Below are 22,659 nucleotides of genomic sequence, written 5' to 3'. Positions count from 1 at the left end.
GGGAAGGGTTTGGCGGGCGCTCATGAGAGGGGCGGGGCCCGGTGCGCCGCGCGGGTTCCGGCTTGCCGAAGATTGGCCTCAAACCGGGGCTCTTCTCCTCACTCGGCAGCGTCACGCTCGAGCCGCAGGCTCCGGCCGCGCTGCCGGGCAGCAACGCGATGGCGCCGCTGGGCGCGATTCTGAGGAGTTTCGACGATGAGGGGCATCCTTCTCGGGGGCGTGGTGGCGGGCGCCCTGGCGCTCGGCACGGCACCCGCCGTCCAGGCGCGGGACGGCATCGGTGCGGGTGGCGCGGCGGCGCTCGGCGTGCTCGGCGGCCTTGCCGTCGGCGGTGCGATCGCAGGCGCCAGCGACCCTTATTATCCCGGCAAGCCGGTCTACCGGGCGCCCCCGCGGCCGGTCTATGTCGAGGGCCCGATCTGTCACTTCGAGCGCCGCGAGACCATCGACCCCTACGGCGACATCTACATCCGGCGCGTACGCGTCTGCGAGTGAGGTGGATCCGCTCCTTTCCCTCGCGGGGAGGAGCGGATTTCAACGCAGTTGCAGGCTGTCCACGACCTGACGGAACAGGGGCAGCATCTGCTCGCGCTGGTCGGCGCGGGTGACGCCGACGGCGCGAATGTAGCCGTCCGGGTTGAAGCGGATCGTCTGCGAGACCACCACCGGCTGGCTCGAGGGGATGTCGAGGGCACGCGCCACGATCTCGTGCCAATCGATGCCGTTCTGGCGGTAGCTCTGCGAGCGCTCGATGACGAAGTCCTTCATCGTCTGGTTGGCGTAGAGCGAGGCGCGGGCGAAGCCGTCGCGCTGCTCCTGGGGCGTCGGTTGCTGCACCGCCTGGGCGACCACGAGGATCGGCTGTTCCAGGTTGGTGACCTGATCGCGCGGGCCGAGGGTCAGCAGCACGGAATTGCCGGCCAGCGCCCGCACCGGGCGAAAGCCCGCGAGGTCGCTGAGGCGGAAGGGCAGGGCGGCGATCTGCTGGTCGAGGGACAGCGCCCCGCGGATGCGCAGGCCCGTGAGCATGCCGCGCATCGACTCGTCGGTCTCGGCATCGACGGCGGCCTGGGCGATGATGATGCCGGTCACCTCCGGGGCGCCGACGATCAGCAGCCACTTGCGCGCGGCGGGCGTGCCCTGTCCGTCGGGAGCCGTCTGCTCACCGGTGAACAGCACGCCCTCGGCCCCGCCATCGAGGGTCACCGGCTCGCGGGTCTGGACGACGAGGCCCTGCGTCTTGAGGTTCTCGTCGGTGAAGCTCTGCTTGAGTTCCGGATAGGCGCCGGCCGGCAGTTCCACCACGGAGAGCATCGCCCCGCCGCCGAGCCGTTCGAAGCCGGTGAAGCGCTTCGAGATCGTCATGTCCGATGGGGGCTTGAAACCGAACCGTGAACTCGGTGGAAAAATCGCGTCCTCGGCACGCGCCGGCGACACGGGGGCGGAGGCGGCCCCCGCCAGCACGGCCGCCGCAAGGAATGCGGCGGCGAACCCGCGGGAGAACAGACGCAACGGCATCACAAGTTGTCTCCGAAGAGCCCTTCTCGGCTGAGGCCCATCCGCGATGGGTCGTCCGCCGCGGATATCCTGTCAAGCGCGGCAGAACGCCGAGGCAGGAGCAGGGATTATTTCCCGCGCCAGCGCCGCCATTGCCGTTCGATCCAGCGGGCGGATTTCTCCATCGGCACCTTGAGGCCGGGCACGTCCTGGGCCAGCAGCGCAAGGCCGAGCGGCAGCATCCACAGGCCCAGCACCGGCAGGATCGAGAAGATGCCGCCGAGGATCAGGAGGATCGCGGCGAGCAGCCGCACCGGAAAGCGCGCCGGCTCGCGCAGCCACGCCACCCCGCGCTGCACCCGCTCGGGAAGCTTCCGGCTGGCGCGGTCGACCCGCTCGTCCCAATCCCGCGCCGTGACTTGCGCCGGGTCCGGCGTGGCTCGGGCCTGTTCCATGTCGTGCGCGTTCTCCATCCTCTCAGAATGACGGGGCAGGCCGAAAGGTTCGCCGGATATCGCCGGCCCGGCGTTTCACCCGGTGATGAACAGTCCGGCGATGGCGGCGCTCGTGAGGTTCGAGAGCGTGCCCGCCAGGATCGCCCGCAGGCCGAACCGGGCGATCTCGGGCCGGCGCTCGGGGGCCAGACTGGTGAAGCTCGCGAGCTGGATCGCCACCGAGGCGAGGTTGGCAAAGCCGCAGAGCGCGAAGCACAGGATCGCGCTCGTGCGCGGGTCGAGGGTGCCGGCCTTCAGGGTCGGCGAGAGGCTGGCATAGGCCAGGAACTCGTTGAACGCGATCTTCTGGCCGATGGCGCCGCCGACGAGCGTCGCCTGCTCCCACGGCACGCCGAGAAGCCAGGCGAGCGGCGCCAGCACGACGCCGAGAATGCCCTCGATCGAGAGTCCGGCGAACCCGAACACGCCGCCGGCCCAGCCGATGGCGGCGTTCACGAGCGCGATCAGACCGACGAAGGCGATCAGCATGGCGCCGACCGCGACGGCGACGCCGAGGCCCTTCTGCGTGCCGTCGGCGGCGGCCTCGATCACGTTGGCTGCGCGCGCCTCGCCGAACTCGACCCGCGTCGTGAGGATGCGCGTCGGCTCGGTCGAGGGCACGAGGATCTTGGCGTAAAGCAGCCCGCCGGGAATCGCCATGAACGAGGCGGCCAGCAGATACGGCATCGGCACGCCGAGTGCCGCGTATCCGGCGAGGATCGACCCGGCGGTGGAGGCCGCCCCGCTCGTCATCACCGCGAACAGCTCGGCCCCGGTCAGCGCCGCGAGGAAGGGGCGCAGGGCCACCGCGATCTCGCTTTGCCCGATGAAGATGGTGACGACCGCCGAGAAGGATTCGATGGCCGAGGTGCCGAGCAGCTTTCGCAAGCCCGCACCGAGGATGCGTGCCAGCGCCTGCATCACGCCCAGATGGTAGAGTACGCCGATCAGGGCCGAGACGTAGAGGATCTGCGGCAGCACCCGCAGGGCCAGGATGAAGCCCGAGCCGCCGAACAGCTCGAACATCCGCGGCTCGACGAGACCGCCGAACAGGAAGGCGGTGCCCCTGTCGCCGAAGGAAAGCACGGTGGTAACGACATCGGCCACCACGCCGAGCGCTCGCTGCCCGGCGGGCACGAGCAGAATCAGCGCGCCGATCCCGACCTGAAGCGCCAGGGCGGCGAGCACCACCCGCGGCCGGATCGCCCGCCGGTTCACCGAGAACAGCCACGCCACGGCCAGCAGCAGGGCAACGCTCGCGCCGGCATGGAACAACCTGTCGAGCATTTTTCGAACCGGGCGGGGAGAGAGTGAGGGCTTCCCAGCGGATGCGCGATCCGGGCCAGCGCAGCAAGCGGCGCCGTATCAGGCGAAGCGCCAGACCGAGGATCGCTTGATCTCGGCATCCTCCAGCGACCGCGTGACGGGCACCTCGTAGGTCACGAGCGGCACGAGCCGTTCGCGGGGCAGGTAGCTGCGGCCGGGATCGCCGATCAGGACCGTGCGTCCGCGCCCATGCAGGTCGCCGAGCCAGCCGCCGACCGCGGCGGCGAGGTCGCGCTCGTAGAAGATGTCGGCGGCCAGCACGCAGGCCGCATCCGTGCCGATGAGGTCGCTGCCGTCCGCCGTAATGCGGTTCGCCACCCCGTTGGCCGCCGCGTTGAGGGGGATCGCGTGGAGCGCGAAGGGGTCGAGGTCGCTCGCGGTGACGTGGGCCGCGCCGGCCATCGCGGCGGCGATGGCGACGAGGCCGGAGCCCGAGGCGAAATCGACCACCCGCCGCCCCGCCACGGTGGCGGGGTTGTCGAGGATGTAGCGGGCGAGTGCCTGTCCCCCGGCCCAGGCAAAGGCCCAGAACGGCGGCGGCAGGCCGATCGCCTCCAACTCGTCCTCGGTCTTCTGCCACAGCGCGGTCGCCTCGTCGGCGACGTGCAGGACGATCTCGGGGGCGTGCGGCACCGGGCGCAGGGCTGTGTGTTCGCGGATGAAGCGGACGGGATCGCGAACGGGCGTCACGGAATCGACCCAGTGGGAAGCGGCCTGGAACGGCGCGGGAAAAGTGAGGGGAGGCCGATCCGCATCAGTCCGCAAGCTCGGACTTGAGGCACCGGACCTCGTCGATCGGCACGGCCCGGCGGCTGACGTCGCTGCCGGCCTCCGCCGACCAGGGGAAGGGATAGAAGGAAAAGGCCTCATCGAAGCCGGGGCAGGGGTGCTTGTCCCAGCGGCACAACTCAGAGAAGTCGGCGTAGAAGGCGCGCGTGTCGCCGAGGAAGCAGCGGCTCGGCTTGGCGTCAGGATCGGCCGCCCAGGACAGGACGGGCGGCCAAGCCGGAGCGTCGCGCGCGATGAGCTGGTCGAGGCTGCGCCGGCCGGCGGGTTCGGTCATCGAAGCCTCCCTGTCCCGCTCTCTCCGATGTCTATCGCAGCAGCTCCGCGTAGAGCCCGGCCACCGTCCCGGCGACGGCGGCTTCCGTGTAGCCGCCTTCGAGAATGCGCGACCGCGCCGCCGCACCCATCCGCGCGACGAGCGCAGGGTCGGCGGCGAGCCGGGTCAGTGCCGCGGCGAGCGCGGCGGCGTCGCCCGGCGGAACGAGCAGGCCCTCGACACCATCGCGCACGAGGTCGCGGCAGCCCGGCACATCGCTGGTGAGGATGGCCCGGCCGCACGCACCCGCTTCCAGCAGCGTGCGCGGCAACCCCTCGCCGCCGCGGGAGGGCAGGGCGCCGACATGGTGGGCGGCGAACACGCCGGCCACGTCCCCGGTCGGTCCGTGCCACGTCACGCCGTCGCGCGACCAGTCCCGCAACGTGGCCTCGGGGATCGCCCGGCGGTTCGACGGGTCGGGTGCGCCGTAGAGCGAGAGTTCCACCGCCGCACCCCCGGCGCGGGCTCGGCGCACCGCCTCGACCGCGACATCGATCCCCTTCGACCACAGCATCCGCGCGACGATGGCGACCTTCAGCGGCGAAGGCGGTGGGAGCGGGCGCGGCGCGAAGGCGTCTGGATCGACGCCCGCGCCGCCGATCAGGGTCACGGCGGTGTCGGACGGGTCGAGGCCGAGCGCGCGGGCGTCGTCCGGGTTCTCGAACAGGAAGCGGGTCTGCCGGCTCGCCAGCGGGCCGCGGATCAGCCCTTTCAGAGCAAGCCGCGACAGCCGCCCGGTCGCGTCCGCGCGGGCGCCGAGCAGGCCGAGTCCGGTCAGCGCGAAGACACGGCGCGGGATGCCGGCCATCGCCGCGGCGGTGCCGCCGACGAGGATGCCGCGCAGCGCGACGCAGTGGACGATATCGGCCTTGAGTGCCTTCAGGATGCCCGCGAGTTGCCCCGCGGCGTAGCCCGCCGTCATCGGGTTGAGGCTGGAGCGCTCCGCTTCGAGCGGCACGACGCGGATGCCGGCCGCCTCGATCACGGCGCGGTGCGCGCGCACCCGCGTCACCACCGCGACCGAGAGTCCCATCTGCCGGGCAGCGCGGGCCATCGGCAGGAAGTGCGAGGCGAAGAACCAGTCCTCGGTGACGACGAAGACGAGGCTTTTGCCGGCGTAAGAGGCTGTTGAAGTGGTCATCGTGCGTGGCCATAGCACGGCCCCCGCTCCGGAACAGCGCCGCCTTCCACCCCGTTGTCGCCCTACAAATGAGGGAGGGCGTCATGCTGTCGGAGGAGGCCGGAGGCGGCGTGGTCGATCCCCGCGAGGCCGCGCGGGATGCGGGCCTGCGCTATGTGGACGATTCGAAGCCCGGCCTGCGGCGCAAGCGCAACGGCAAGGGCTTCCGCTACATCGATCCGAAGGGGGCCGCGATCCGCGACGCGGAGGAGATCGCTCGGCTGAAAAGCCTCGCGATCCCGCCGGCCTACACGGAGGTGTGGATCTGCCCGCACCCGAACGGCCACATCCAGGCGACCGGGCGCGACGAGAAGGGGCGCAAGCAGTACCGCTACCATCCCCGCTTCCGCGAGGCGCGGGAGGCCTCGAAGTTCCACCGCATCATGGCCTTCGCCGAGGCGCTGCCGGGCATCCGCGCGCGGATCGACGCCGATATGGGCAAGCGCGGCCTACCCCGCGAGAAGGTGCTCGCCACCGTCGTCCACCTCTTGGAGACCACGCTGATCCGCGTCGGCAACGACGATTACGCCCGCTCGAACAAGAGCTACGGCCTCACCACCCTGCGCGATCCGCACGTGAAGGTGGCGGGCTCCGAGATGCGCTTCCGCTTCAAGGGCAAGAGCGGCAAGGAATGGTCGGTCTCGGTGCGCGACCGGCGCGTCGCCAAGATCGTCAAGGCCTGCCAGGATCTGCCCGGCCAGGAGCTGTTCCAGTATCTCGACGAAGAGGGCGAGCGGCGCGACGTCACCTCGTCGGATGTGAACGCGTATCTCCGCGAGATCACGGGCGAGGATTTCACGGCCAAGGATTTCCGCACCTGGGCGGGCACCGTGCTCGCGGCCCTGGCACTGCGGGAGTTCGAGGCATTCGACAGCGCGGCGGGGGCCAAGAAGAACCTGCGCGCGGCGATCGAGTCCGTGGCCGGGCGGCTCGGCAACACGCCGACCATCTGCCGCAAGTGCTACATCCACCCGCAGATCCTCGACTGCTACCTCGAAGGCGGGATGCTGTTGCAGGTCAAGGACGCGGTCGAGGGCGAACTCAAGAACGACCTCGGCGTGCTGCGCCCGGAGGAGGCGGCGGTGCTGAGCCTGCTGCGGGGGCGGCTGGAACAGGCGACGAAGGCCGCCTCCAAAGGTAAGAAGATCGAGAGCACGACAAAGATCGAGCCGCCGCGCCAGACCGGAGGCCGCAAGGCGAGGGCGACCGGCACGAAGCGCACGTCCGGAGGCAGACGGGCGGCGTGAGGCGTCTTCAGGTGCCGCTCTGGACGATGGCGCCGTACCAGCCGAGCCCGCGATAGGTCTCGTAGCCCGGCGTGCGGTTGAAGGCCGTGACGGTGCCGGACCGGGCATCGCGGACGATGCCGCTTTCCCGCCCGTTCAGGTCCACGGCGAGCGTCTCGGTGAGGACGCCCTTACCGTCGGAGGCGGCGAGGATGCGACGTTGCGCATCGACGAGCACCACGCGGGTGCGTGCCCGATCCTCCCCGGCGATCCGCACGCCTTCGACGATGGACTTCGCTTGCGCTTCCCAATCGAAGTGGATCGCCAGCACACCGCAGGCCGGCCCGCCGCCCGACTCGTAGATCCCAGCGGCATAGGTCGCGATCTGCCCACCGCCGAGCTGCGCCTCGCACCGAATCTCGCCCGGAACATAGTCGTCGCCGCCGGCCAAGCGGATCGCATTCCGGAACCAGGGTTCGCTCGCCACGCTGCGCCCGCGCAGATTCGGGTATCGCTCGATCCGCCCAATCGATGCGTGCGGAGAACCGGCCTCCTCCGAGACCGGTTGATGGATGAATCGGCGCGGTCCGCCGTACGGCATGACAGCCGCCGCTCCGCGAACCGCGGTGACGCCACGGTCAGGAAGGTGACGCGATGGAACTCGACGCCCTGATGCTCTCGCGCATCCAGTTCGGCTTCACGATGGCCTTCCACATCATCTTCCCGGCCTTCACCATCGGTCTCGCCGCCTTCCTCGTGCGGCTCGAAGCGCAGTGGCTGTGGACGAGGAACCCGATGTACCGGATGCTCTACCGGTTCTGGGTGAAGGCCTTCGCGGTCTCGTTCGGCCTCGGTGTCGTCTCGGGTATCGTGATGAGCTACCAGCTCGGCACGAACTGGTCGCGCTACTCCGACTTCACCGGCAACGTGCTGGGCCCGCTGATCCAGTACGAGGTCATCACCGCCTTCTTCCTGGAGGCCGGCTTCCTCGGGATCATGCTGTTCGGCTGGGACCGCGTCGGTGACCGGCTGCACTTCCTGGCGACCTGCATGGTCTCGCTCGGTACGCTGATCTCCGCCTTCTGGATCCTCTCGGCCAATTCCTGGATGCAGACGCCGGCGGGCTTCACGATCGAGAACGGCCGGGCGGTGGCCACCGACTGGTGGCAGGTGATCTTCAACCCGAGCTTCCCAATCCGCTACGCGCACATGGTGCTCGGCTGCTTCCTCACCACCGCCTTCGCGGTCTCGGGCATGGCGGCCTGGATGATCCTGCGCGCCCGCAAGGAGCCGCCGGCCAAGGTTCAGGGGGCCCGGGTCTCGCTCTCCATGGCCCTGTGGTTCGCGCTGATCTTCACGCCGATCCAGATCTTCGTCGGCGACACCCACGGCCTCGGCGTGCTCAAGCACCAGCCGACCAAGCTCGCGGCGATCGAGGCGAACTGGGACACTCAGGCCAACATGCCGCTGCTGCTGTTCGCGATCCCGAACATGGAGGCCGAGCGCAACGACTTCGAGATCGGCATCCCGCGCCTCGGCTCGTTCATCCTCACCCACGACTTCTCCGGCGTGGTGCCGGGCCTGAAAGACGTGACGCCGGACAAGCGCCCGCCGGTCTGGCCGGTGTTCTATGCCTTCCGCGCCATGGTCGCGATCGGCATGGCGATGCTCCTCCTCAGCCTGTGGAGCCTGTATCTGCGCTGGAAGGGTACGCTGTTCACGAACCGCGTCTTCCTCACCTGCGCCATGCTGATGACGCCTTCGGGCTTCGGCGCGGTGATCTTCGGCTGGTTCACCGCCGAGATCGGGCGCCAGCCCTACATCGTCTACGGTCAGCTCAAGACGGCGGATGCCCATTCGCCGCTCACCGCCCAGGCCGTGACGACCTCGCTCATCGCCTTCGTCGTCGCCTACGCGATCATCTTCGGCTTCGGCAGCTACTATCTCGCGAAGCTGCTGCGCAAAGGCCCCGAGCCGTTCGAGCCCTCGGTGCGCGGCGAAGATGTCGGCCGCAAGCCGAAGCGTCCCCTCTCGGCGCTGGACGAGAAGCTGGAGCCGCGCTCGATCTAGAGCGCATTCCCATCAAAGGCCGGCCGGCGCTTCGGAAAATGGTGCGTCGGACCTGGGCCTTCAGGCTCGGGCGGCGTGGGCGGTGTGGCGTGTCGGGCTGCGCGGCGTCTCGGTGTCGAGCACCGGGGCGAGACCGAGCTGGCGTGCGAGGGTGACGAGATCCTTGAGGCGACCGGTCTGCGTCTTGCGGCGCAGGTTCAGCCGATGGGTCTCGACCGTCCGGACGCTCAGCGAGAGCCGCCGGGCGACTTCCTTGTTGCTGAAGCCGGCGCTGAGGAAGCGTAGAACCTCCGCCTCGCGCGGGGTGAGCCCGATGGCCGAATCCTCGGCGGCCGGGCGGGCGGACGACGAGGCGGGCGATGTGCCCTTCGCGAGGGCGAGCACGCTGGCGCAGACCTCGTCCGCCGGGGTTCCGCAGCCGATGAAGGCGTCGGCGCCGGCGGCGATCAGCCGGTTCATCGCCGGCGCGTCGAGGGTCCGGAACACCGCGAGCACCCGCAGCCAGGGCCGCCCGTCGCGCAAGGCCGCGATCCGCGCGCAGCCGGCCTCCGCTCGCGCCCCGTCCACCGGGACCAGCGCCACGGCCGGCACCGGACCGCCGCGGGCCAGATCGTCCTCGCCGATGGTCCGCAGGGCCGGCGCATGCTCCAGCTCGGCGCGCATCCGTTCGTCGAGCCCCGCCGGCTCATCGACGATCAAAAGCTCGACAGCCCGGCCCGCCGTGTGGCTGGCGGTGTGCTTGACGGCCTGACTCATGCCGCTCCCCTCTCGTCCCGCCGCAGAACGGTGCGGCTTGTGCGGATGGAGAAGAACAAGAGTCGTTCCAGCGGTTTAGGGGGCTCTATTGCCCCGAAACGTTCCCTCGCGGAGCCGTCCGGCGATCACCGTCCCGCTTCGGGACGAAGCGGTCACCTTACCCGCGGCGGCCAGGCCGCCGGGCTGCGAACGTCTCACGCCGTCCGGGAGAGGATGAGGTCGGACATCGCCGAGACCACGCGATCGCGGCCCGTCGTCTTGGCTTCGTACAGGGCGATGTCGGCCCGCTTCAGAAGGCCCTCGACCGTCTCGCCCTCGGACCATTCGCTGACGCCGAAGCTGCAGGTGAGGCGCACCGGCCCCTTGGTCGAGCGGATGCGGAGATCCGATGTCTTGAGGCGCAGGCGGGAGGCGATCGCTTCGGCCTCCGCGAGGCGCTGACCGGCCAGCACCACCGCGAACTCCTCCCCGCCCAGGCGCCCGGCAATGCCCTCCGCCTCGATCAGTCCCGCCACCGCCTTGATCGCCGCGTCGCCGACATCGTGGCCGTGCTCGTCGTTGATGCGTTTGAAATGGTCGATGTCGAGGATCACGGCGCAGAGATGCCCGAACGACCCAGCCTTCTGGGCGGCCTCGCGCGTGCGCCGGAGGAAGGCGCGGCGGTTGAGCAGGCCGGTGAGCGAATCGGTCTCGGCAAGCCGGATCAGGTCACTCTGGAGCGTGGTGAGGCGCTCGGCCGCCCGCAGCCGCGCCTGCAATTCCTCGGCGCCCGGCGGCTTGTCGATGAAGTCGTCGGCGCCGCTGTCGAGAGCCTCGGCGAGGTTGCGGGCGTTTCGGGCCGAGGACATGGCGATGATCGAGAGCGGACGGCTCGATTCGGACAGCAGGCGGGCCGACCAGCACAGCTCCAATCCACTCAGCGGACGGACTTCCAGACTGGTGATCAGGGCACGGACCTTCGGATTGTCGGTGATGTAGGTCAGCGCCTCACCGGAATCCGTGAACTGTGTCACCACATGCCCCCGCGGTTCGAGCATGCCGGCCACGATCCGCAGGACGACGCGGCTCGAATCCACGATGACGATGTGCACGGCTCTACCCCCGCTGACCGGCGGAGATTGTGCGCAAGACAGGTTAAAGGGCCGTCTAGACTCCGTAGCGCGCTGAGGAAGGGAGGCGCTGCTCCGGGAAAGGCCCTACCGGGTACGGGTCGGCAACCGGACCGACACCACCTGGGCGCCGCTCTCCTCGACCTCGGAGCGGGGTGCCGGATCGGTCCAGACGCCCTTGGAATCCTTCGAGAGGACGCGGGCGCCGTGTCTCCGGGCTGCGGGGCGGAGACGGGTGGAAGCGGGCCGCTCGATCACGGTCAGGGTCGGGCGCGCGGCGGGGGCGTCGCGGATGCCGGCGGCGGTGGGGATGCCGTAGGTGCCGTAGCCCCAGGCCGGCGGCACGAGTCGGCTCGTGCTGGGCAGGCGCGTGAACGGCGCGCCGAGATAGGCGCCCTCGATCGCCGGACCGGCGAAGCGGTATCCGCCACCGCCATACCCGTAGACGTAGGGGTCGGCGGCAGCGCCCGAGGCGGCGCCGAGGGCGAGCAGAGTAGCGAGACCGGCGGCGAGGGCTGGGCGCATGGGGCGGGGCTTCTCCGGTGGCGCATTGGCGAAACAGGCGCGATTCATGAAACCAAATCGGCGGCGCCTATGCTCGTTCCGCTCCCCCTCGTCCCGCCAGCCGATGCAGAATGCTGAGACGGGCGCTCCGCCGGCCGATGGCGTTCGCGCGGGTCGTCGTCGTTTCGGTGCTCAGCGGCAGATCGTGACGCGGCGGACGATCCAGCCCTCGCCCTCGATCCACAGGCGGCGGCGCTGCTTGTTGCAGTTGGCGCTCTCCTCGTCGCTCTCCGAGGTCGCGGCCGCCTGGGAGACCTGCGCGGCCTCGGCGACCTGGGTGGTGCTGCGGCCCGTGCCGGGTGCAGCGAGGCTCGGCATCGCGGTCAAGCCGATCAGGGCGAGGCCGAGGACGGCCGCGGCGGTGGAGTGCGCGTTCATGATATCCTGCCCGCGCGCCGCGGCGGGCGCGCTTCAACGGTTCGGTCGGGGCGGCCGGTCTCCCGCCGTGCAGGCGCCGCCGCATATTGAATCAACAATCCACAACGTGGCCGTTGGGTTTCGCGTGACCTTCCGGAAAGCGGCAAAAATTTGTCTCCGTCTCCATGCGTTGTCCGTGCTGTTGCCTGCGGCGACGGAGCGCGATCCCGTGTGCCCGGTGCGATGCTTGCGAGAATGGTACAAAGGGTTGTACTGGCACGCGAAGCGAAACATCGGGCTTCGTCGTCCGAAACTGGGCCGCTCTTCTTGTTAGGAACGTTTCCAAACTGCGTTTTGCATCAGAACATCATTGTAATGTGACAAGTATTGGCGATGCCGCGCGGCGCGGCCTCGCCGTTGAGGCAGACAATTCGCCGGGACGCGCGTTCCGCCGATCGAAACGGGAGCAATCGGATGACGGACGGATCAACGTTCGTGCAGGCTTTCATCATCCTGTTCCGTGAGGGACTGGAAGCTCTGCTGGTGATCGCGGCGCTCGTTGCCTTCCTTCGCCGTGCGAATGCGGCGGAGCGAATCGCGCCGGTCTACATGGGCGCGCTCGCGGCGATCGTCGCCAGCATCGTCATGGCGTGGGTGTTCGCGACCTTCTACGACGGCAACCACAGCGACCTGTTCGAGGCCGTCGTGATGCTCGCGGCCGCGGTGCTGCTGTTCTACATGAGCGGCTGGATGTTCGTCCGCCAGGATCCGAAGGCGTGGCAGGCGGACCTCAACCGGCTGGCCGAGCGGGCGCTCGGCGCGGGCACCATGCTCTCGCTCGCCGGCATCGCCTTCCTGGCGGTGTTCCGCGAGGGCGCCGAAACGATCCTGTTCGTTCACACCCTGGCCAAGACTGCCAACGGCTTCGATGCCGCGTTGCTGGGCGGGCTCGCGACGGCGACCCTGGCGCTGGTGGCGATGTTCGTGGCGATGCAGTGGCTGGCGCTGCGCCTGCCGCTGCGCCCGATGTTCGTGGTGACCTCGGCCTTCCTGTTCTTCATGGGCCTGCGGATGGTCGGCCAGGCGTTCCAGGAGCTTCAGGAGCAGGCGCTGATCCCCTTCACCACGGACGGCGTACCCGCCTTCGTCTCGGAATGGGGCCTGAGCAATGGCAGTTGGGAGGCGCTCGGCACCCAGCTCGCGATCCTGGCCGTGGCCGCTGCGGCGGCCCTCGTCAGCCTCCGGCGCAAGGGCGGCGGCGGCAACGAGGCGCGCGAGGGGCGGCCGGTCTCGGCCGCCTCCTGATCCCGGCGATAGGGCTCCTCGCTCGGGGAGCCCTTTTGCTTTCACGCCGCCGCCAGCGGCGGTGCTTTCGTTTCAGCGCCCCGCCCTTGATACCAAATCCGTTTGGTCTCTTCGAGATGGCGGATTTGGACTTCGCTCAGGCGCCGCGCGGGCTTGCTGATCCGATCCCCGCTTGGATCAAGCGGAAACCGTATCACACCTTCAGCCGGGACTTGATCCGGTAGGTCAGTCCGTCGCGTACATCGCGGTAGCCGTCGAGGCGCTGCTCGCGCGTGCCCTCCTGCACCAGGGTCGGGTCCGGCGTCGGCCAGTACTCGACATCCGCCGCCAGGGTGTGCGTCAGTTTCAGCGCCCGGTGGTGCGCCTCCGGCGAGAGGGTGATGATCAGGTCGAAGTTCAGCCCCTCCCAATCCTCGAGCTGCTCGATGGTGCGCGGCTTGTGGCGGGAGGCATCGATGCCAATCTCGTCCAAAGCTGCGACCATGAAGGGATCGCTCGGCTCGCCCGTGCGCACGCCGGCGGACTGCACGTAGGTGGATTTGCCGAAGTAATGGCGCGCGATCGCCTCCGCCGCCAGCGAGCGCACCGCATTGAAGTTGCACATGAACAGGACGGACTGAACCCGCCGCTTCTTGGGTCCGGTCCCGGGAATCGTGTCGTCCGTCATGCCCCGCCCGGGTGCTTCCCACGAAACCCCCGCCGCGCCGTCAGGCCCGCAGAAGAGCGATCGACGGCCGCAAACCCCGTGGAGCGCTCAGAGAGCATCGTCCCGAACGGGCGCCGGCTTGTCGGAAAAGACGATGCAAACACCGTGACCCCTCGCGAAACGCCCACGCCGACTTGCGCCGATGCACCACGGATCGGGCGTTTCATGAGGTGCTCGCGCACACGCTGATATAGATCCGCCCCGGAATTCCCGAAAGCGGATCGTTCTGCCGGGCGCTCCACCTTCGGGCAGGATAAAGCCGCGATCGTCAGCCCTTCCAGTGAAGGGCGAAGATCAGGGTGAACAGGCGCCGCGCCGTATCATGGTCGAGATCGACCTTGCCTTCGAGGCGCTGCCGCAGCAGCTCGGACGCTTCGTTGTGCAGGCCCCGCCGCCCCATGTCGATCGCCTCGATCTGCGTCGGCGAGGCGGTGCGGATCGCGCTGTAATAGCTCTCGCAGATCATCTCGTAATCGCGGATGACCCGGCGGAAGGGAGTGAGCGAGAGCAGGTGGGTCATCACCGGCTCGCCCGCCTCGGTCGCGATCGCGAAGGACAACTTGTTCTCGACGAGGCCGAGGTCCAGCCCGTACGGGCCCTCGTCGCGCTCGGGGATCGTGAAGGAGTTCTCCTCCAGAATGTCGTAGATGGCGATGGCGCGCTCGTGCTCCTGGTCCGGGTTGCCCCGGCCGATCGAGCCCTCGTCGAGACGCACCGCCGCAAGCCGATTTCGCGGCTTCGCCGGTGCCTCGCCCTGCGCGTCTTGCGCCCCCTGGTTCGCTTCGGCCTTCATCGCCGGCGCCTTCTCGCGTCGGCACCCGAATCCGGGCGCCCTGTTTCCGTCACATGAGCCGAAAGCCGGGCTCGCACGCAAGCTCTCCGGACGATCGATCCGAAACGTGGTTCCCGCCGACCCATCGTGTATCGTCCCGAAAGCCGGCAACCACCTTTCGGGACGATCCTCTAGAGGTTGAGCCGGATCGACACGGAGCGGGCATGCCCGTCGAGACCCTCGGACTCGCCCAGGACGATCGCTGCGGGCCCGAGCGCCCGCAGCGCGGCCGGATCGCAGCGCAGGATCGAGGTGCGCTTCATGAAGTCGAGCACCCCGAGCCCCGAGGAGAACCGCGCCGAACGGGCCGTCGGCAGCACGTGGTTCGGCCCGCCGACATAATCGCCGATGGCTTCGGGCGTGTGCGCGCCGAGGAAGATCGCCCCCGCGTTCCGGATTTTGAGCGACAACGCCTCGGCGTCCTCCGTCTCGATCTCGAGATGCTCGGGGGCGATGGCATCGACCAGCGGCACTGCCTCGTCGAAATCCCGGACGCGGATGATCGCGCCGTAATCGCGCCAACTGGCGCGGGCGATCTCGGCGCGCTTCAGGGTTGCCAGCGCACGCTCGACCGCGGCCTCGGTCGCGTCGGCGAGTTCATCCGAATCGGTGACGAGCACCGCCTGCGCCGCGGTGTCGTGCTCGGCCTGGGCCAGCAGGTCGGCGGCGATCCAATCAGGGTTGGCGTGACGGTCGGCAAGGATCAGCACTTCGGAAGGGCCGGCGATCATGTCGATGCCGACCTGCCCGAACACCCGGCGCTTGGCCGCCGCGACCCAGGCATTGCCGGGGCCGACGATCTTGGCCACCGGCGCGATGGTTTCCGTGCCGTAGGCGAGCGCGGCCACCGCCTGCGCCCCGCCGACGCGGTAGATCTCGGTGACGCCGGAGAGCGATGCTGCGGCCAGCACCAGCGGGTTGAGCTGCCCCTCGGGCGTCGGCACCACCATGACGATGCGTGGCACGCCCGCGACGCGGGCCGGCACCGCGTTCATCAGCACTGAGGAAGGATAGCTCGCGGTGCCGCCGGGCACGTAGAGCCCGACCGACTCGATCGCGGTCCAGCGCCAGCCGGCGGTGACGCCGAGATCGTCGGTGGAGAGGTGGTCCTCGGGGATCTGGCGGCGGTGATAGGCCTCGATCCGCTCGGCCGCGAGAGCCAGGGCGGCGCGGGCCTCAGGGGGGCAGGCGGCCACCGCCGCTTCCACTTCCTCGGCGGTGATGCGCAGGGAGGCCGGTGAGAAATCCTGGCCGAGCCGGTCGAAGCGGCGGGTGTAATCGACGAGCGCCGCGTCGCCGCCGGAGACGACCCCCGCGATGATCCCGCGCACGGTCTCGTCCACATCCTCGGAGATCTCGCGCTTGAGGCCGAGCAGGCGCTTGAACGCCTCCGCGAAATCGGGAGAGCGGCTGTCGAGACGGATCATCGGGCGATATCGGCGGTTCGGGGGCGGGGGGTCACGGGCGGTTCTCGACGAGGTTGCGCACGGCCTCGTGGTCGGGGCGGCCATCGGCCTCCCAGACGGGGCCGAGATCCTTCAGGCGCACCTCGACGCATTCAAGTTCGAGCCGGATCGCGGCCCCGCCGGAAAAGACCAGGGTGGCGATGCCGGAGGGTGCCTCGGTTTCCTCGAAGGTGATCGCGAGAAGGCTCAGCGGATCGCCGGAAGTCGCCCCCGGTGTGATGCCCTTGGCCTTCACGGAGAGCACGCACTCGAAATGCAGGCCCGAGAGGCGGCGCCGGGGCGGCTGGCCCGGCGACACCGACCAGTCGAAACGGCGCGCCGCCAGGGCGAAGCGGTGCTCGCCCGGCAGCCATGCGAGATCCTCCGCCCGCAGGATCGCGTCCTGAAGGTGGGCGGAGATGACGGCGAGATCCTCGGCATCGAGGGCGGCGAGCTTGAGAAGCTCCATCATTGACGCTCCGGGCTCCCCGACCGAACGCGCGGGAAGCGGATTTCGAGGCGTAGGTAGCGACGCGACCCGCCTGCGGCAACCGGCAGCCGGACGGGTCGCAGCGTGCTTCCGCGACCGGAAGGCCGGCTCGGCACCCGAGAGAGCACCCCGGACGGGACCGCGTGCCGTGCCCGATGCGCCACCGAGCGCCGTGTCCGAGTGTGGATTGCGGGGGGCGCGGCTCTTTTGGGCTCATCGTGCGTTCATGAGCGCATGGCTAAGGTCAGCGTGACTTTTCCAAGTCATCCGGAGGGGATGCGGACGATGCAAAACGGAGTTCTGGCCATGGGGCGCACCTTGGGGGTCGTCCTGGCCCTCGGGTTCGTGGCGAGCCCGGCGAGCGCCCAGTACTATCGCGACGGCTATGACGGTCCGCGCCGCTACGACGACGGCTACAGCCGCCGCTCACGTGGCGACGACGAGGGGTACGGTCGGCGCCGCTACGGCGACGATGAAGGCCGTCGCCGCCGCTTCGACGATGACGACGACGGTCCGCGCTTCCGGGGTCCGCCCCGCGGCGGACGCGGCGGCAGCGTCTGCATCACCGCCCGCGGCAGCTGCGCGACGGGCTTCGCGCCTCCGAACGCGCCCTGCGCCTGCGATATCCCCGGCTTCGGCGTGAAGCGCGGTGCCATCGCCCGCTGATCTCTCAGGGATCGTCCGAACTGGATCGGCCTGCACCGCGCGGTGCAGGCCTTTTTCGTGAGAGGCCGAACGGAAGGATCGGCGCCGTGCGCCTTCAGGCCCGCACGCGCTCGATCTGCGCGCCGCAGCGGGCAAGCTTGGCTTCCAGCGCCTCGAAGCCGCGGTCGAGGTGGTAGACGCGGTTGATCTGCGTCTCGCCCTCCGCCGCGAGCGCGCCGATCACCAGTGAGACCGAGGCGCGCAGGTCGGTGGCCATGACGGGTGCACCCTTCAGGCGCTCCACGCCCTCGACGATGGCGAGATCGCCGTCGAGGCGGATCCGCGCGCCGAGGCGGGCCAACTCCTGAACGTGCATGAAGCGGTTCTCGAAGATCGTCTCGCGGATGCGCGACTGGCCCTTGGCCAGCGTCATCAGCGCCATGAACTGGGCCTGGAGATCGGTCGGGAAGCCGGGGAACGGATCGGTCGTCACGTCCGCCGGGCTGATCCCGCCGCCGTTGCGGCGCACCCGGATTCCGTCGGGCAGGGCCGTCACCTCGGTGCCGGTGGAGGCCAGGGTCTCGAGCGCCGAAGCCAGCAGGTCGGTCCGGGTGTTGACGAGGGAGACGTCGCCCCCGGTCATCGCTACCGCCATGGCGTAGGTGCCGGTCTCGATCCGGTCGGGCAGCACCTCGTGGCGGGTGCCGCCGAGGCGTGCCACGCCCTCAACAACGATGCGGGAGGTGCCCGCACCCTCGATCCGCGCGCCCATCTTGATCAGGCACTCGGCGAGATCGACGACTTCCGGCTCGCGGGCGGCGTTGTCGATCACCGTGGTGCCGTAGGCCAGGGCCGCCGCCATCAGGGCGACGTGGGTGCCGCCGACCGTGACCTTGGGGAAGTCGATCTCGGCGCCGCGCAGCCCGTTCTTCGTCTTCGCAACCACGTAGCCGCCGTCGATCTCGATCTCGGCGCCGAGCTTCTCCAGGGCCATGAGCAGCAGGTCGACCGGCCGGGTGCCGATGGCGCAGCCGCCGGGCAGCGACACCTTGGCCTCGCCGAAGCGGGCGAGCAGCGGCGCAATCACCCAGAAGCTCGCCCGCATGGTCGAGACGAGTTCGTAGGGCGCGGTGGTGTCGATGACGTTCGAGGCGGTGAGCCGGACGGTCTGGCCGGTCTCGGCGGTCTGCCCCGGCCGCTTGCCGACGACCATGTGATCGACGCCGTGATTGCCGAGGATGCGCGTCAGCGCCGCGATGTCGGCGAGCCGCGGCACGTTGATGAGTTCCAGCGTCTCCCCGGTGAGAAGGCTCGCGATCATCAGCGGCAGTGCCGCGTTCTTGGCGCCCGAAATCGGGATCGTGCCGTTGAGCGGCGTGCCGCCGGTGATGTGGATGCGGTCCATCGGGATCCTCGGAGCACCCCCGTTCCGATCGCGGAGGTCGCCTTGCGTGCCGGGCGCGCGGGCGCCCCTCGTTCAGGGTGGAGGTATAGGCGGTATCCGGCAAAAAGAAGAAGCGTGGCCGTTCGGTTCCATTCCGCGCCCGGAGCATCGCTCCCTCGGTGGGTGCAAGGGCGGCAGGCCGGGCGACGGGCGCGAGAGCATTGTCCTGGATATCGGATCCGGGCCGATACTCGAGCCCTCTGATTTTGCATCGTCTTTTTCCGAAAGCCGGGGACCACCTTTCGGGACGATGCGCTAACTCTTCTCGGCCGGTTCGGTCGGCTGCGTCTTCGTGGGTTCGGGGGCGTCGTCGGCCCGGCTCCGGGCCTGTGCCTTGCGGCGGCGCAGGTTGTCGCGCAGGGCCGCTTTGAGGCGGGCGGCGCGCTCCTCGTCCTTGGTCGCCATCTCGCGTTCCGAAACGATTTCACCCGGCGGAGCGCCCGTCATGCCGGTGCGCGTTCGGCCGTTATGGGCAAAGGCCGTATCCCGATTTTGTCTCCTTCGCCAGCGCATCGGCCGCCCCGCACGGGCCTTGCTCCACGCCGCGACCCATCGTCACCCAAGGCGAATCAGCGGGCATCGGTTCTCGCAAGCGATCACAAAGCCGCGCCAGGACGGCATCGTCAGGGCGAACATTCCATGTTGGCGCCTGGATGCGGGCGAGATCGCAGGTCCCTTCGAGCCTGTGCAAAGCAGGAATGTCTCGAACTCACCTTGAACCAGTTCGAAATAACCTCCTATCTTGCGGTCACGGCAGCATCGGCGCGGGACTCGTCCCGGACGGGATGCGAAAGCCGCCGGTCGGACGATGACGCACGGCGAAGGCCGTGCCGCTCCCTGGGGGCTGAACCTCGGGAGACCACCGCCCCGGCCGCGAACGGTTCGGCCACGCTCTCCGGGGTAGGGCTCGGACCCGAATTCTTTGAACCGAGGCGTCCCAAGAAGAACGCCCGGCCAGCCGAAAGCGTCGAGGACGGATGCCCGTGAACCTGATGCCTGTGAACGCGGCCGACAGCGCCACCCAGCCCGACGAGTCGATCGTCGGCGGTGATGGCGGCGTGGACGAGGCCGGTGCTAGCAATGGCCGGGCCAAATTCGAGCGGTCGCCGGTCCGCCCCGCCGGCCTGCGCACGGATTACGACGGCCATTTCCGTGCTGCCCTCGACCGGCTGCACAGCGAGCGCCGCTACCGCGTCTTCGCCGACATCGAGCGGATCTCCGGTCGCTTTCCGCAGGCCACGTGGCGGCGCCCGGAGGGCGGCAACCGCGAGATCACGGTGTGGTGCTCCAACGACTATCTCGGCATGGGCCAGCACCCCGAGGTCGTCGCGGCCCTGACTGACACGGCCGCCCGCTGCGGCGTCGGCGCCGGCGGTACCCGCAACATCGCTGGCAACAACTCGCCGCTGGTCGATCTGGAGCGCGAACTCGCCGACCTGCACGGCAAGGAGGCGGGCCTCGTCTTCACCTCGGGCTACGTCTCGAATCAGGCCGGCATCTCGACCATCGCCAAGCTGCTGCCGAACTGCCTGATCCTGTCGGACGCCTTCAACCACAATTCGATGATCGAGGGCGTGCGCCATTCCGGTTGCGAGAAGCGCGTCTTCCGCCACAACGACCTCGAGCATCTCGAGCAACTGCTCGCCGAGGCCGGCGACCGGCCCAAGCTGATCGCCTTCGAGTCGGTCTACTCGATGGACGGCGACATCGCGCCGATCGCCGCGATCTGCGACCTCGCCGATGCCTACGGCGCCATGACCTATCTCGACGAGGTCCACGCGGTCGGCCTCTACGGCGAGCGCGGCGCCGGCATCGCCGAGCGTGACGGGGTGATGGACCGGGTCGATGTGATCGAGGGGACGCTCGCCAAGGGCTTCGGCTGCGTCGGCGGCTACATCACCGGTTCGGCGACCCTGTGTGACGCGGTCCGCAGCCACGCGGCCGGCTTTATCTTCACCACCGCCCTGCCGCCGGCCGTGGCCGCCGCGGCGCGCGCCTCGGTGCGCTACCTCAAGCGCTCGAAGCTCGAGCGCGAGGCGCATCAGCGCCAGGCCGCCCGCACCAAGGCGGCCCTGGAGACCGCCGGCCTGCCGGTGCTGCACACCGAGACCCACATCGTGCCGCTGATGGTGGGCGACGCCGAGCTGTGCAAGGCGGCGGCCGACCACCTGCTGGAGCATCACGGCATCTACATTCAGCCGATCAACTACCCCACCGTCCCGCGCGGCACCGAGCGCTTGCGGATCACGCCCTCGCCCTTCCACGACGACGAGCGGATCGGTGCGCTGACGGCCGCGCTGGTGGAAACCTGGGATACGCTGGATCTGCCGCGGGCCGGTACGGTGTTCGCCGCCGCTGCGGAGTAGCCTTTTCACGAAGGCCGCGGCATCGGCTACACTGTCTGCATGGCCCCAGCCTTCGATCGTACCCGCCTCCTCCAGGCCTTCGAACGGCTCGGCGCGGATCTGTCCGCGCGGGGGCTGTTCGTCGAACTGGCCGTGTACGGCGGCGGGGCGCTGATGCTGCAATTCGCGTGGCGGCGCGGCACCGACGATGTCGATGCCGTAGTGCGCGAAGGCTTCGACGAGGCGGCTCTGGCGCCTTCGGTCGCGCGCGTGGCGCAAGAACTCGGGTTGCAGCCCGATTGGCTCAACAATGCGGTCGGCATGTTCACGCCGCTGGATGAGGACGAGGCCCTGTTCACGGCCGCCGGCCTCTATCCGGCCGACGGGACACCGGGTCTGCGCACCTTTCTCGCCGCGCCGCGCTACCTTCTCGCCATGAAGCTGCACGCCCTGCAGAATCTCGATCGCGGCGAACGCGACCTGCGGGATGCGCAGGCCCTGGCCGCCCATCTCGGCATCGGCGAGGTGGCCGCGCTGCACGACCTCTACGTGTCCGTTTACGACGAGGCGCCCCCGGATGAGGCGGGCCTGCGCTTCCGGTCGGTGCTTCAGGATGGCCCGCAATGAGGCCCGTCACCTTGCGCTCGGTGGTCGAGCGGGCGCGCGCGGATGGCGACTGGGATCACCACCTGCAGAACTTCCTCGATGCCTTCTACGCGCTCGACGGCGACACCGCCGCCCAGGGGGCGATGATCGCCGAGGATCCGGGCTTTCTGGGAGACGCGCGGCCCGATGCCTTCCTCGGCGGGGTCGGCGAGCACCTCGCCCGGCGCTGGCGGTTGCCGTTCATTCCGCCTTGGGTGCGGCACGAGGCCCGCTACCTCGACAAGGCCATGTTCGTGCCCGACGAGCGCAACCTGCGCAATTACCTGCTCTGCGTCAGCCCGGTCTCGTTCCGACCGCGGCTGATCTTCACCGGGCCGGACCCGCTCCAGCGCGCCCGCTTCCCCTATCACCGTGGCGTGGTCCGGATGCCCCTGACCTTTCCGCAGGGGCCCGCAGCCACGGCCTTGTTCGAGCCGGAGCGGTGAGGGGTCTCAGCGCCGCTTGACCTCGTTCGACCAGCCATGCGCCGCGGCAGCCTTCTCGACCTTCTCCTTGAGCTGCGGCAGCAGCGTGCCCATCCATTGCTGCATGCCCGTCAGCATCGCCTGGCTCAGTTGCGGCTGCGCCTTGACGAGGTTCTTGCCCGCCGGCGTGGCGTAGAAGCTGGCCACCGCCTTCAGATCCTCCTTCGAGAGGACGGAGGCGAAGCTGAGGGCCTGGATCGCGAGCAGGTCGTCGTAATTCTCCGAGAGCGTGGGCATGACGACCTCGTCCACCATCACCTGGGCCTTCTTCGGGTCCGTGAGACCCATCTGCTGCATCACCCCGGCCATCGGTGCCTTCATCGCCGCGAGCACCGCGGCCCGGTCTCCCTGCGACGCGGCGACGACCTCACGGGCGGCGGCCAAGCGCTCGGGATCGGCGGTGACGGCCGGGGTGGCGGGTTTGGTGGGCGCCTGCGCCGCGGCAGGAACGGTGCCGGCGACGAGGGCCGGCGTGCAGAGCAGGCCGAGGCCCAGCAATCCGGAGAGCATTTTCTGGCGCATGGTCGGAGTGTTTCCGGTCGTGAGCATGGGGTCGGGCTGTCGAGCCGAGCGGAACGACGCGCAGGCAACGGTGATCCTTGGAGCACCCGGCGCCAACTCCCGCAACGGTAGTCG

At 69.5% G+C, this 22,659-nt stretch carries 25 protein-coding genes and 1 pseudogene; 8 read left to right on the top strand and 18 right to left on the bottom strand.

Going from position 1 to position 22,659, the window contains the following annotated elements; translation table 11 throughout:
* Nucleotides 1–195 precede the first annotated feature (195 nt).
* Nucleotides 196–495 (top strand): hypothetical protein, encoded by a 300-nt coding sequence (locus MKK50_RS11115; RefSeq protein ID WP_499022255.1) that lies wholly within the window; start codon nt 196–198, stop codon nt 493–495.
* Between the two features lie 39 nt (nt 496–534).
* Here MKK50_RS11115 and MKK50_RS11110 read toward each other — a convergent pair whose 3' ends face one another.
* The 6 genes from MKK50_RS11110 to MKK50_RS11085 all read right to left on the bottom strand — a co-directional run bounded on the left by MKK50_RS11110 (nt 535) and on the right by MKK50_RS11085 (nt 5,560).
* Complete coding sequence (locus tag MKK50_RS11110) at nt 535–1,518, bottom strand: hypothetical protein (RefSeq protein ID WP_499022253.1); 984 nt, start codon at nt 1,516–1,518, stop codon at nt 535–537.
* Nucleotides 1,519–1,625: 107 nt separating this feature from the next.
* A complete protein-coding gene (locus MKK50_RS11105; RefSeq protein WP_499022251.1) occupies nt 1,626–1,952 on the bottom strand; it encodes a hypothetical protein in 327 nt (108 codons plus the stop codon).
* 75 nt (nt 1,953–2,027) lie between these two features.
* Nucleotides 2,028–3,278 carry a NupC/NupG family nucleoside CNT transporter gene (locus MKK50_RS11100; protein ID WP_499022249.1) on the bottom strand — a complete coding sequence of 417 codons (1,251 nt, stop codon included), beginning with the start codon at nt 3,276–3,278 and terminating at the stop codon, nt 2,028–2,030.
* A gap of 78 nt (nt 3,279–3,356) precedes the next feature.
* Nucleotides 3,357–4,007, bottom strand: coding sequence for a class I SAM-dependent methyltransferase (locus tag MKK50_RS11095; protein WP_499022247.1), 651 nt, complete (start codon nt 4,005–4,007; stop codon nt 3,357–3,359).
* A gap of 64 nt (nt 4,008–4,071) precedes the next feature.
* Nucleotides 4,072–4,380: a hypothetical protein gene (locus MKK50_RS11090; RefSeq protein ID WP_499022244.1), complete on the bottom strand. Its 309-nt coding sequence runs from the start codon at nt 4,378–4,380 to the stop codon at nt 4,072–4,074.
* 31 nt (nt 4,381–4,411) lie between these two features.
* The gene (locus MKK50_RS11085; RefSeq protein WP_499022242.1) at nt 4,412–5,560 is read right to left on the bottom strand and encodes a glycosyltransferase family 4 protein; all 1,149 of its coding nucleotides are present in this window, start codon (nt 5,558–5,560) and stop codon (nt 4,412–4,414) included.
* Nucleotides 5,561–5,643: 83 nt separating this feature from the next.
* Between MKK50_RS11085 and MKK50_RS11080 the strand changes: the two genes are divergently transcribed.
* A complete protein-coding gene (locus MKK50_RS11080) occupies nt 5,644–6,846 on the top strand; it encodes a DNA topoisomerase IB (RefSeq protein ID WP_499022240.1) in 1,203 nt (400 codons plus the stop codon).
* A gap of 7 nt (nt 6,847–6,853) precedes the next feature.
* On the opposite strand, the pseudogene MKK50_RS11075 reads toward MKK50_RS11080, so the two are convergent.
* Nucleotides 6,854–7,351 (bottom strand): annotated as a pseudogene (locus tag MKK50_RS11075) (methyl-accepting chemotaxis protein); the annotation flags it as partial.
* A gap of 128 nt (nt 7,352–7,479) precedes the next feature.
* On the opposite strand from MKK50_RS11075, the gene MKK50_RS11070 reads away from it, so the two are divergent.
* Nucleotides 7,480–8,895 (top strand): cytochrome ubiquinol oxidase subunit I, encoded by a 1,416-nt coding sequence (locus MKK50_RS11070; RefSeq protein ID WP_253373078.1) that lies wholly within the window; start codon nt 7,480–7,482, stop codon nt 8,893–8,895.
* 60 nt (nt 8,896–8,955) lie between these two features.
* Here MKK50_RS11070 and MKK50_RS11065 read toward each other — a convergent pair whose 3' ends face one another.
* The 4 genes from MKK50_RS11065 to MKK50_RS11050 all read right to left on the bottom strand — a co-directional run bounded on the left by MKK50_RS11065 (nt 8,956) and on the right by MKK50_RS11050 (nt 11,702).
* Complete coding sequence (locus MKK50_RS11065; protein ID WP_499022238.1) at nt 8,956–9,651, bottom strand: response regulator transcription factor; 696 nt, start codon at nt 9,649–9,651, stop codon at nt 8,956–8,958.
* 194 nt (nt 9,652–9,845) lie between these two features.
* Complete coding sequence (locus tag MKK50_RS11060) at nt 9,846–10,742, bottom strand: GGDEF domain-containing response regulator (RefSeq protein ID WP_253373074.1); 897 nt, start codon at nt 10,740–10,742, stop codon at nt 9,846–9,848.
* 105 nt (nt 10,743–10,847) lie between these two features.
* Nucleotides 10,848–11,285, bottom strand: coding sequence for a hypothetical protein (locus MKK50_RS11055; protein WP_499022235.1), 438 nt, complete (start codon nt 11,283–11,285; stop codon nt 10,848–10,850).
* A gap of 171 nt (nt 11,286–11,456) precedes the next feature.
* The gene (locus MKK50_RS11050; protein WP_253373071.1) at nt 11,457–11,702 is read right to left on the bottom strand and encodes a hypothetical protein; all 246 of its coding nucleotides are present in this window, start codon (nt 11,700–11,702) and stop codon (nt 11,457–11,459) included.
* A 453-nt stretch (nt 11,703–12,155) separates the two neighbouring features.
* Between MKK50_RS11050 and MKK50_RS11045 the strand changes: the two genes are divergently transcribed.
* Nucleotides 12,156–12,986 (top strand): FTR1 family iron permease, encoded by an 831-nt coding sequence (locus MKK50_RS11045; RefSeq protein ID WP_253373069.1) that lies wholly within the window; start codon nt 12,156–12,158, stop codon nt 12,984–12,986.
* 193 nt (nt 12,987–13,179) lie between these two features.
* On the opposite strand, the gene MKK50_RS11040 is transcribed toward MKK50_RS11045, so the two are convergent.
* From MKK50_RS11040 to MKK50_RS11025, 4 genes are all read right to left on the bottom strand, one after another.
* Entirely contained in the window at nt 13,180–13,653 is a 474-nt protein-coding gene (locus tag MKK50_RS11040) for an arsenate-mycothiol transferase ArsC (protein WP_499022233.1), read from the bottom strand.
* Nucleotides 13,654–13,960: 307 nt separating this feature from the next.
* Nucleotides 13,961–14,485, bottom strand: a complete 525-nt coding sequence (locus MKK50_RS11035; RefSeq protein ID WP_253373065.1) for a UPF0262 family protein — start codon at nt 14,483–14,485, stop codon at nt 13,961–13,963.
* 170 nt (nt 14,486–14,655) lie between these two features.
* On the bottom strand, nt 14,656–15,951 hold the full coding sequence (hisD, locus tag MKK50_RS11030) for a histidinol dehydrogenase (protein ID WP_499022231.1): 1,296 nt from the start codon (nt 15,949–15,951) through the stop codon (nt 14,656–14,658).
* 31 nt (nt 15,952–15,982) lie between these two features.
* On the bottom strand, nt 15,983–16,438 hold the full coding sequence (locus tag MKK50_RS11025; protein ID WP_499022229.1) for a DUF2948 family protein: 456 nt from the start codon (nt 16,436–16,438) through the stop codon (nt 15,983–15,985).
* A gap of 306 nt (nt 16,439–16,744) precedes the next feature.
* Between MKK50_RS11025 and MKK50_RS11020 the strand changes: the two genes are divergently transcribed.
* Entirely contained in the window at nt 16,745–17,125 is a 381-nt protein-coding gene (locus tag MKK50_RS11020; protein ID WP_499022227.1) for a hypothetical protein, read from the top strand.
* A gap of 94 nt (nt 17,126–17,219) precedes the next feature.
* Here MKK50_RS11020 and murA read toward each other — a convergent pair whose 3' ends face one another.
* Both murA and MKK50_RS11010 read right to left on the bottom strand, forming a co-directional pair.
* Nucleotides 17,220–18,509, bottom strand: a complete 1,290-nt coding sequence (murA, locus tag MKK50_RS11015; protein WP_499022225.1) for a UDP-N-acetylglucosamine 1-carboxyvinyltransferase — start codon at nt 18,507–18,509, stop codon at nt 17,220–17,222.
* A gap of 294 nt (nt 18,510–18,803) precedes the next feature.
* Complete coding sequence (locus MKK50_RS11010; RefSeq protein ID WP_253373058.1) at nt 18,804–18,953, bottom strand: hypothetical protein; 150 nt, start codon at nt 18,951–18,953, stop codon at nt 18,804–18,806.
* Between the two features lie 572 nt (nt 18,954–19,525).
* On the opposite strand from MKK50_RS11010, the gene hemA reads away from it, so the two are divergent.
* The 3 genes from hemA to MKK50_RS10995 are packed head-to-tail and all read left to right on the top strand — an operon-like array spanning nt 19,526 to nt 21,984.
* Complete coding sequence (gene hemA / locus MKK50_RS11005) at nt 19,526–20,914, top strand: 5-aminolevulinate synthase (RefSeq protein WP_499022223.1); 1,389 nt, start codon at nt 19,526–19,528, stop codon at nt 20,912–20,914.
* Nucleotides 20,915–20,953: 39 nt separating this feature from the next.
* The gene (locus MKK50_RS11000; protein ID WP_499022221.1) at nt 20,954–21,520 is read left to right on the top strand and encodes a hypothetical protein; all 567 of its coding nucleotides are present in this window, start codon (nt 20,954–20,956) and stop codon (nt 21,518–21,520) included.
* Nucleotides 21,517–21,984, top strand: coding sequence for a hypothetical protein (locus MKK50_RS10995; protein ID WP_499022218.1), 468 nt, complete (start codon nt 21,517–21,519; stop codon nt 21,982–21,984). Before MKK50_RS11000 ends, MKK50_RS10995 begins: the two co-directional genes overlap by 4 nt.
* A 6-nt stretch (nt 21,985–21,990) precedes the next feature.
* On the opposite strand, the gene MKK50_RS10990 is transcribed toward MKK50_RS10995, so the two are convergent.
* Nucleotides 21,991–22,545, bottom strand: coding sequence for a DUF2059 domain-containing protein (locus MKK50_RS10990; RefSeq protein ID WP_499022216.1), 555 nt, complete (start codon nt 22,543–22,545; stop codon nt 21,991–21,993).
* Between the last annotated feature and the right edge of the window lie 114 nt (nt 22,546–22,659).

Origin of the sequence: Methylobacterium sp. J-043 (assembly GCF_022829505.1) — a bacterium.
Classification (GTDB): Bacteria; Pseudomonadota; Alphaproteobacteria; order Rhizobiales; family Beijerinckiaceae; genus Methylobacterium; species Methylobacterium extorquens_A.
The sequence above is the reverse complement of the archived record's forward strand: the minus strand, read 5'-3'. Positions and strand labels throughout refer to the sequence as shown.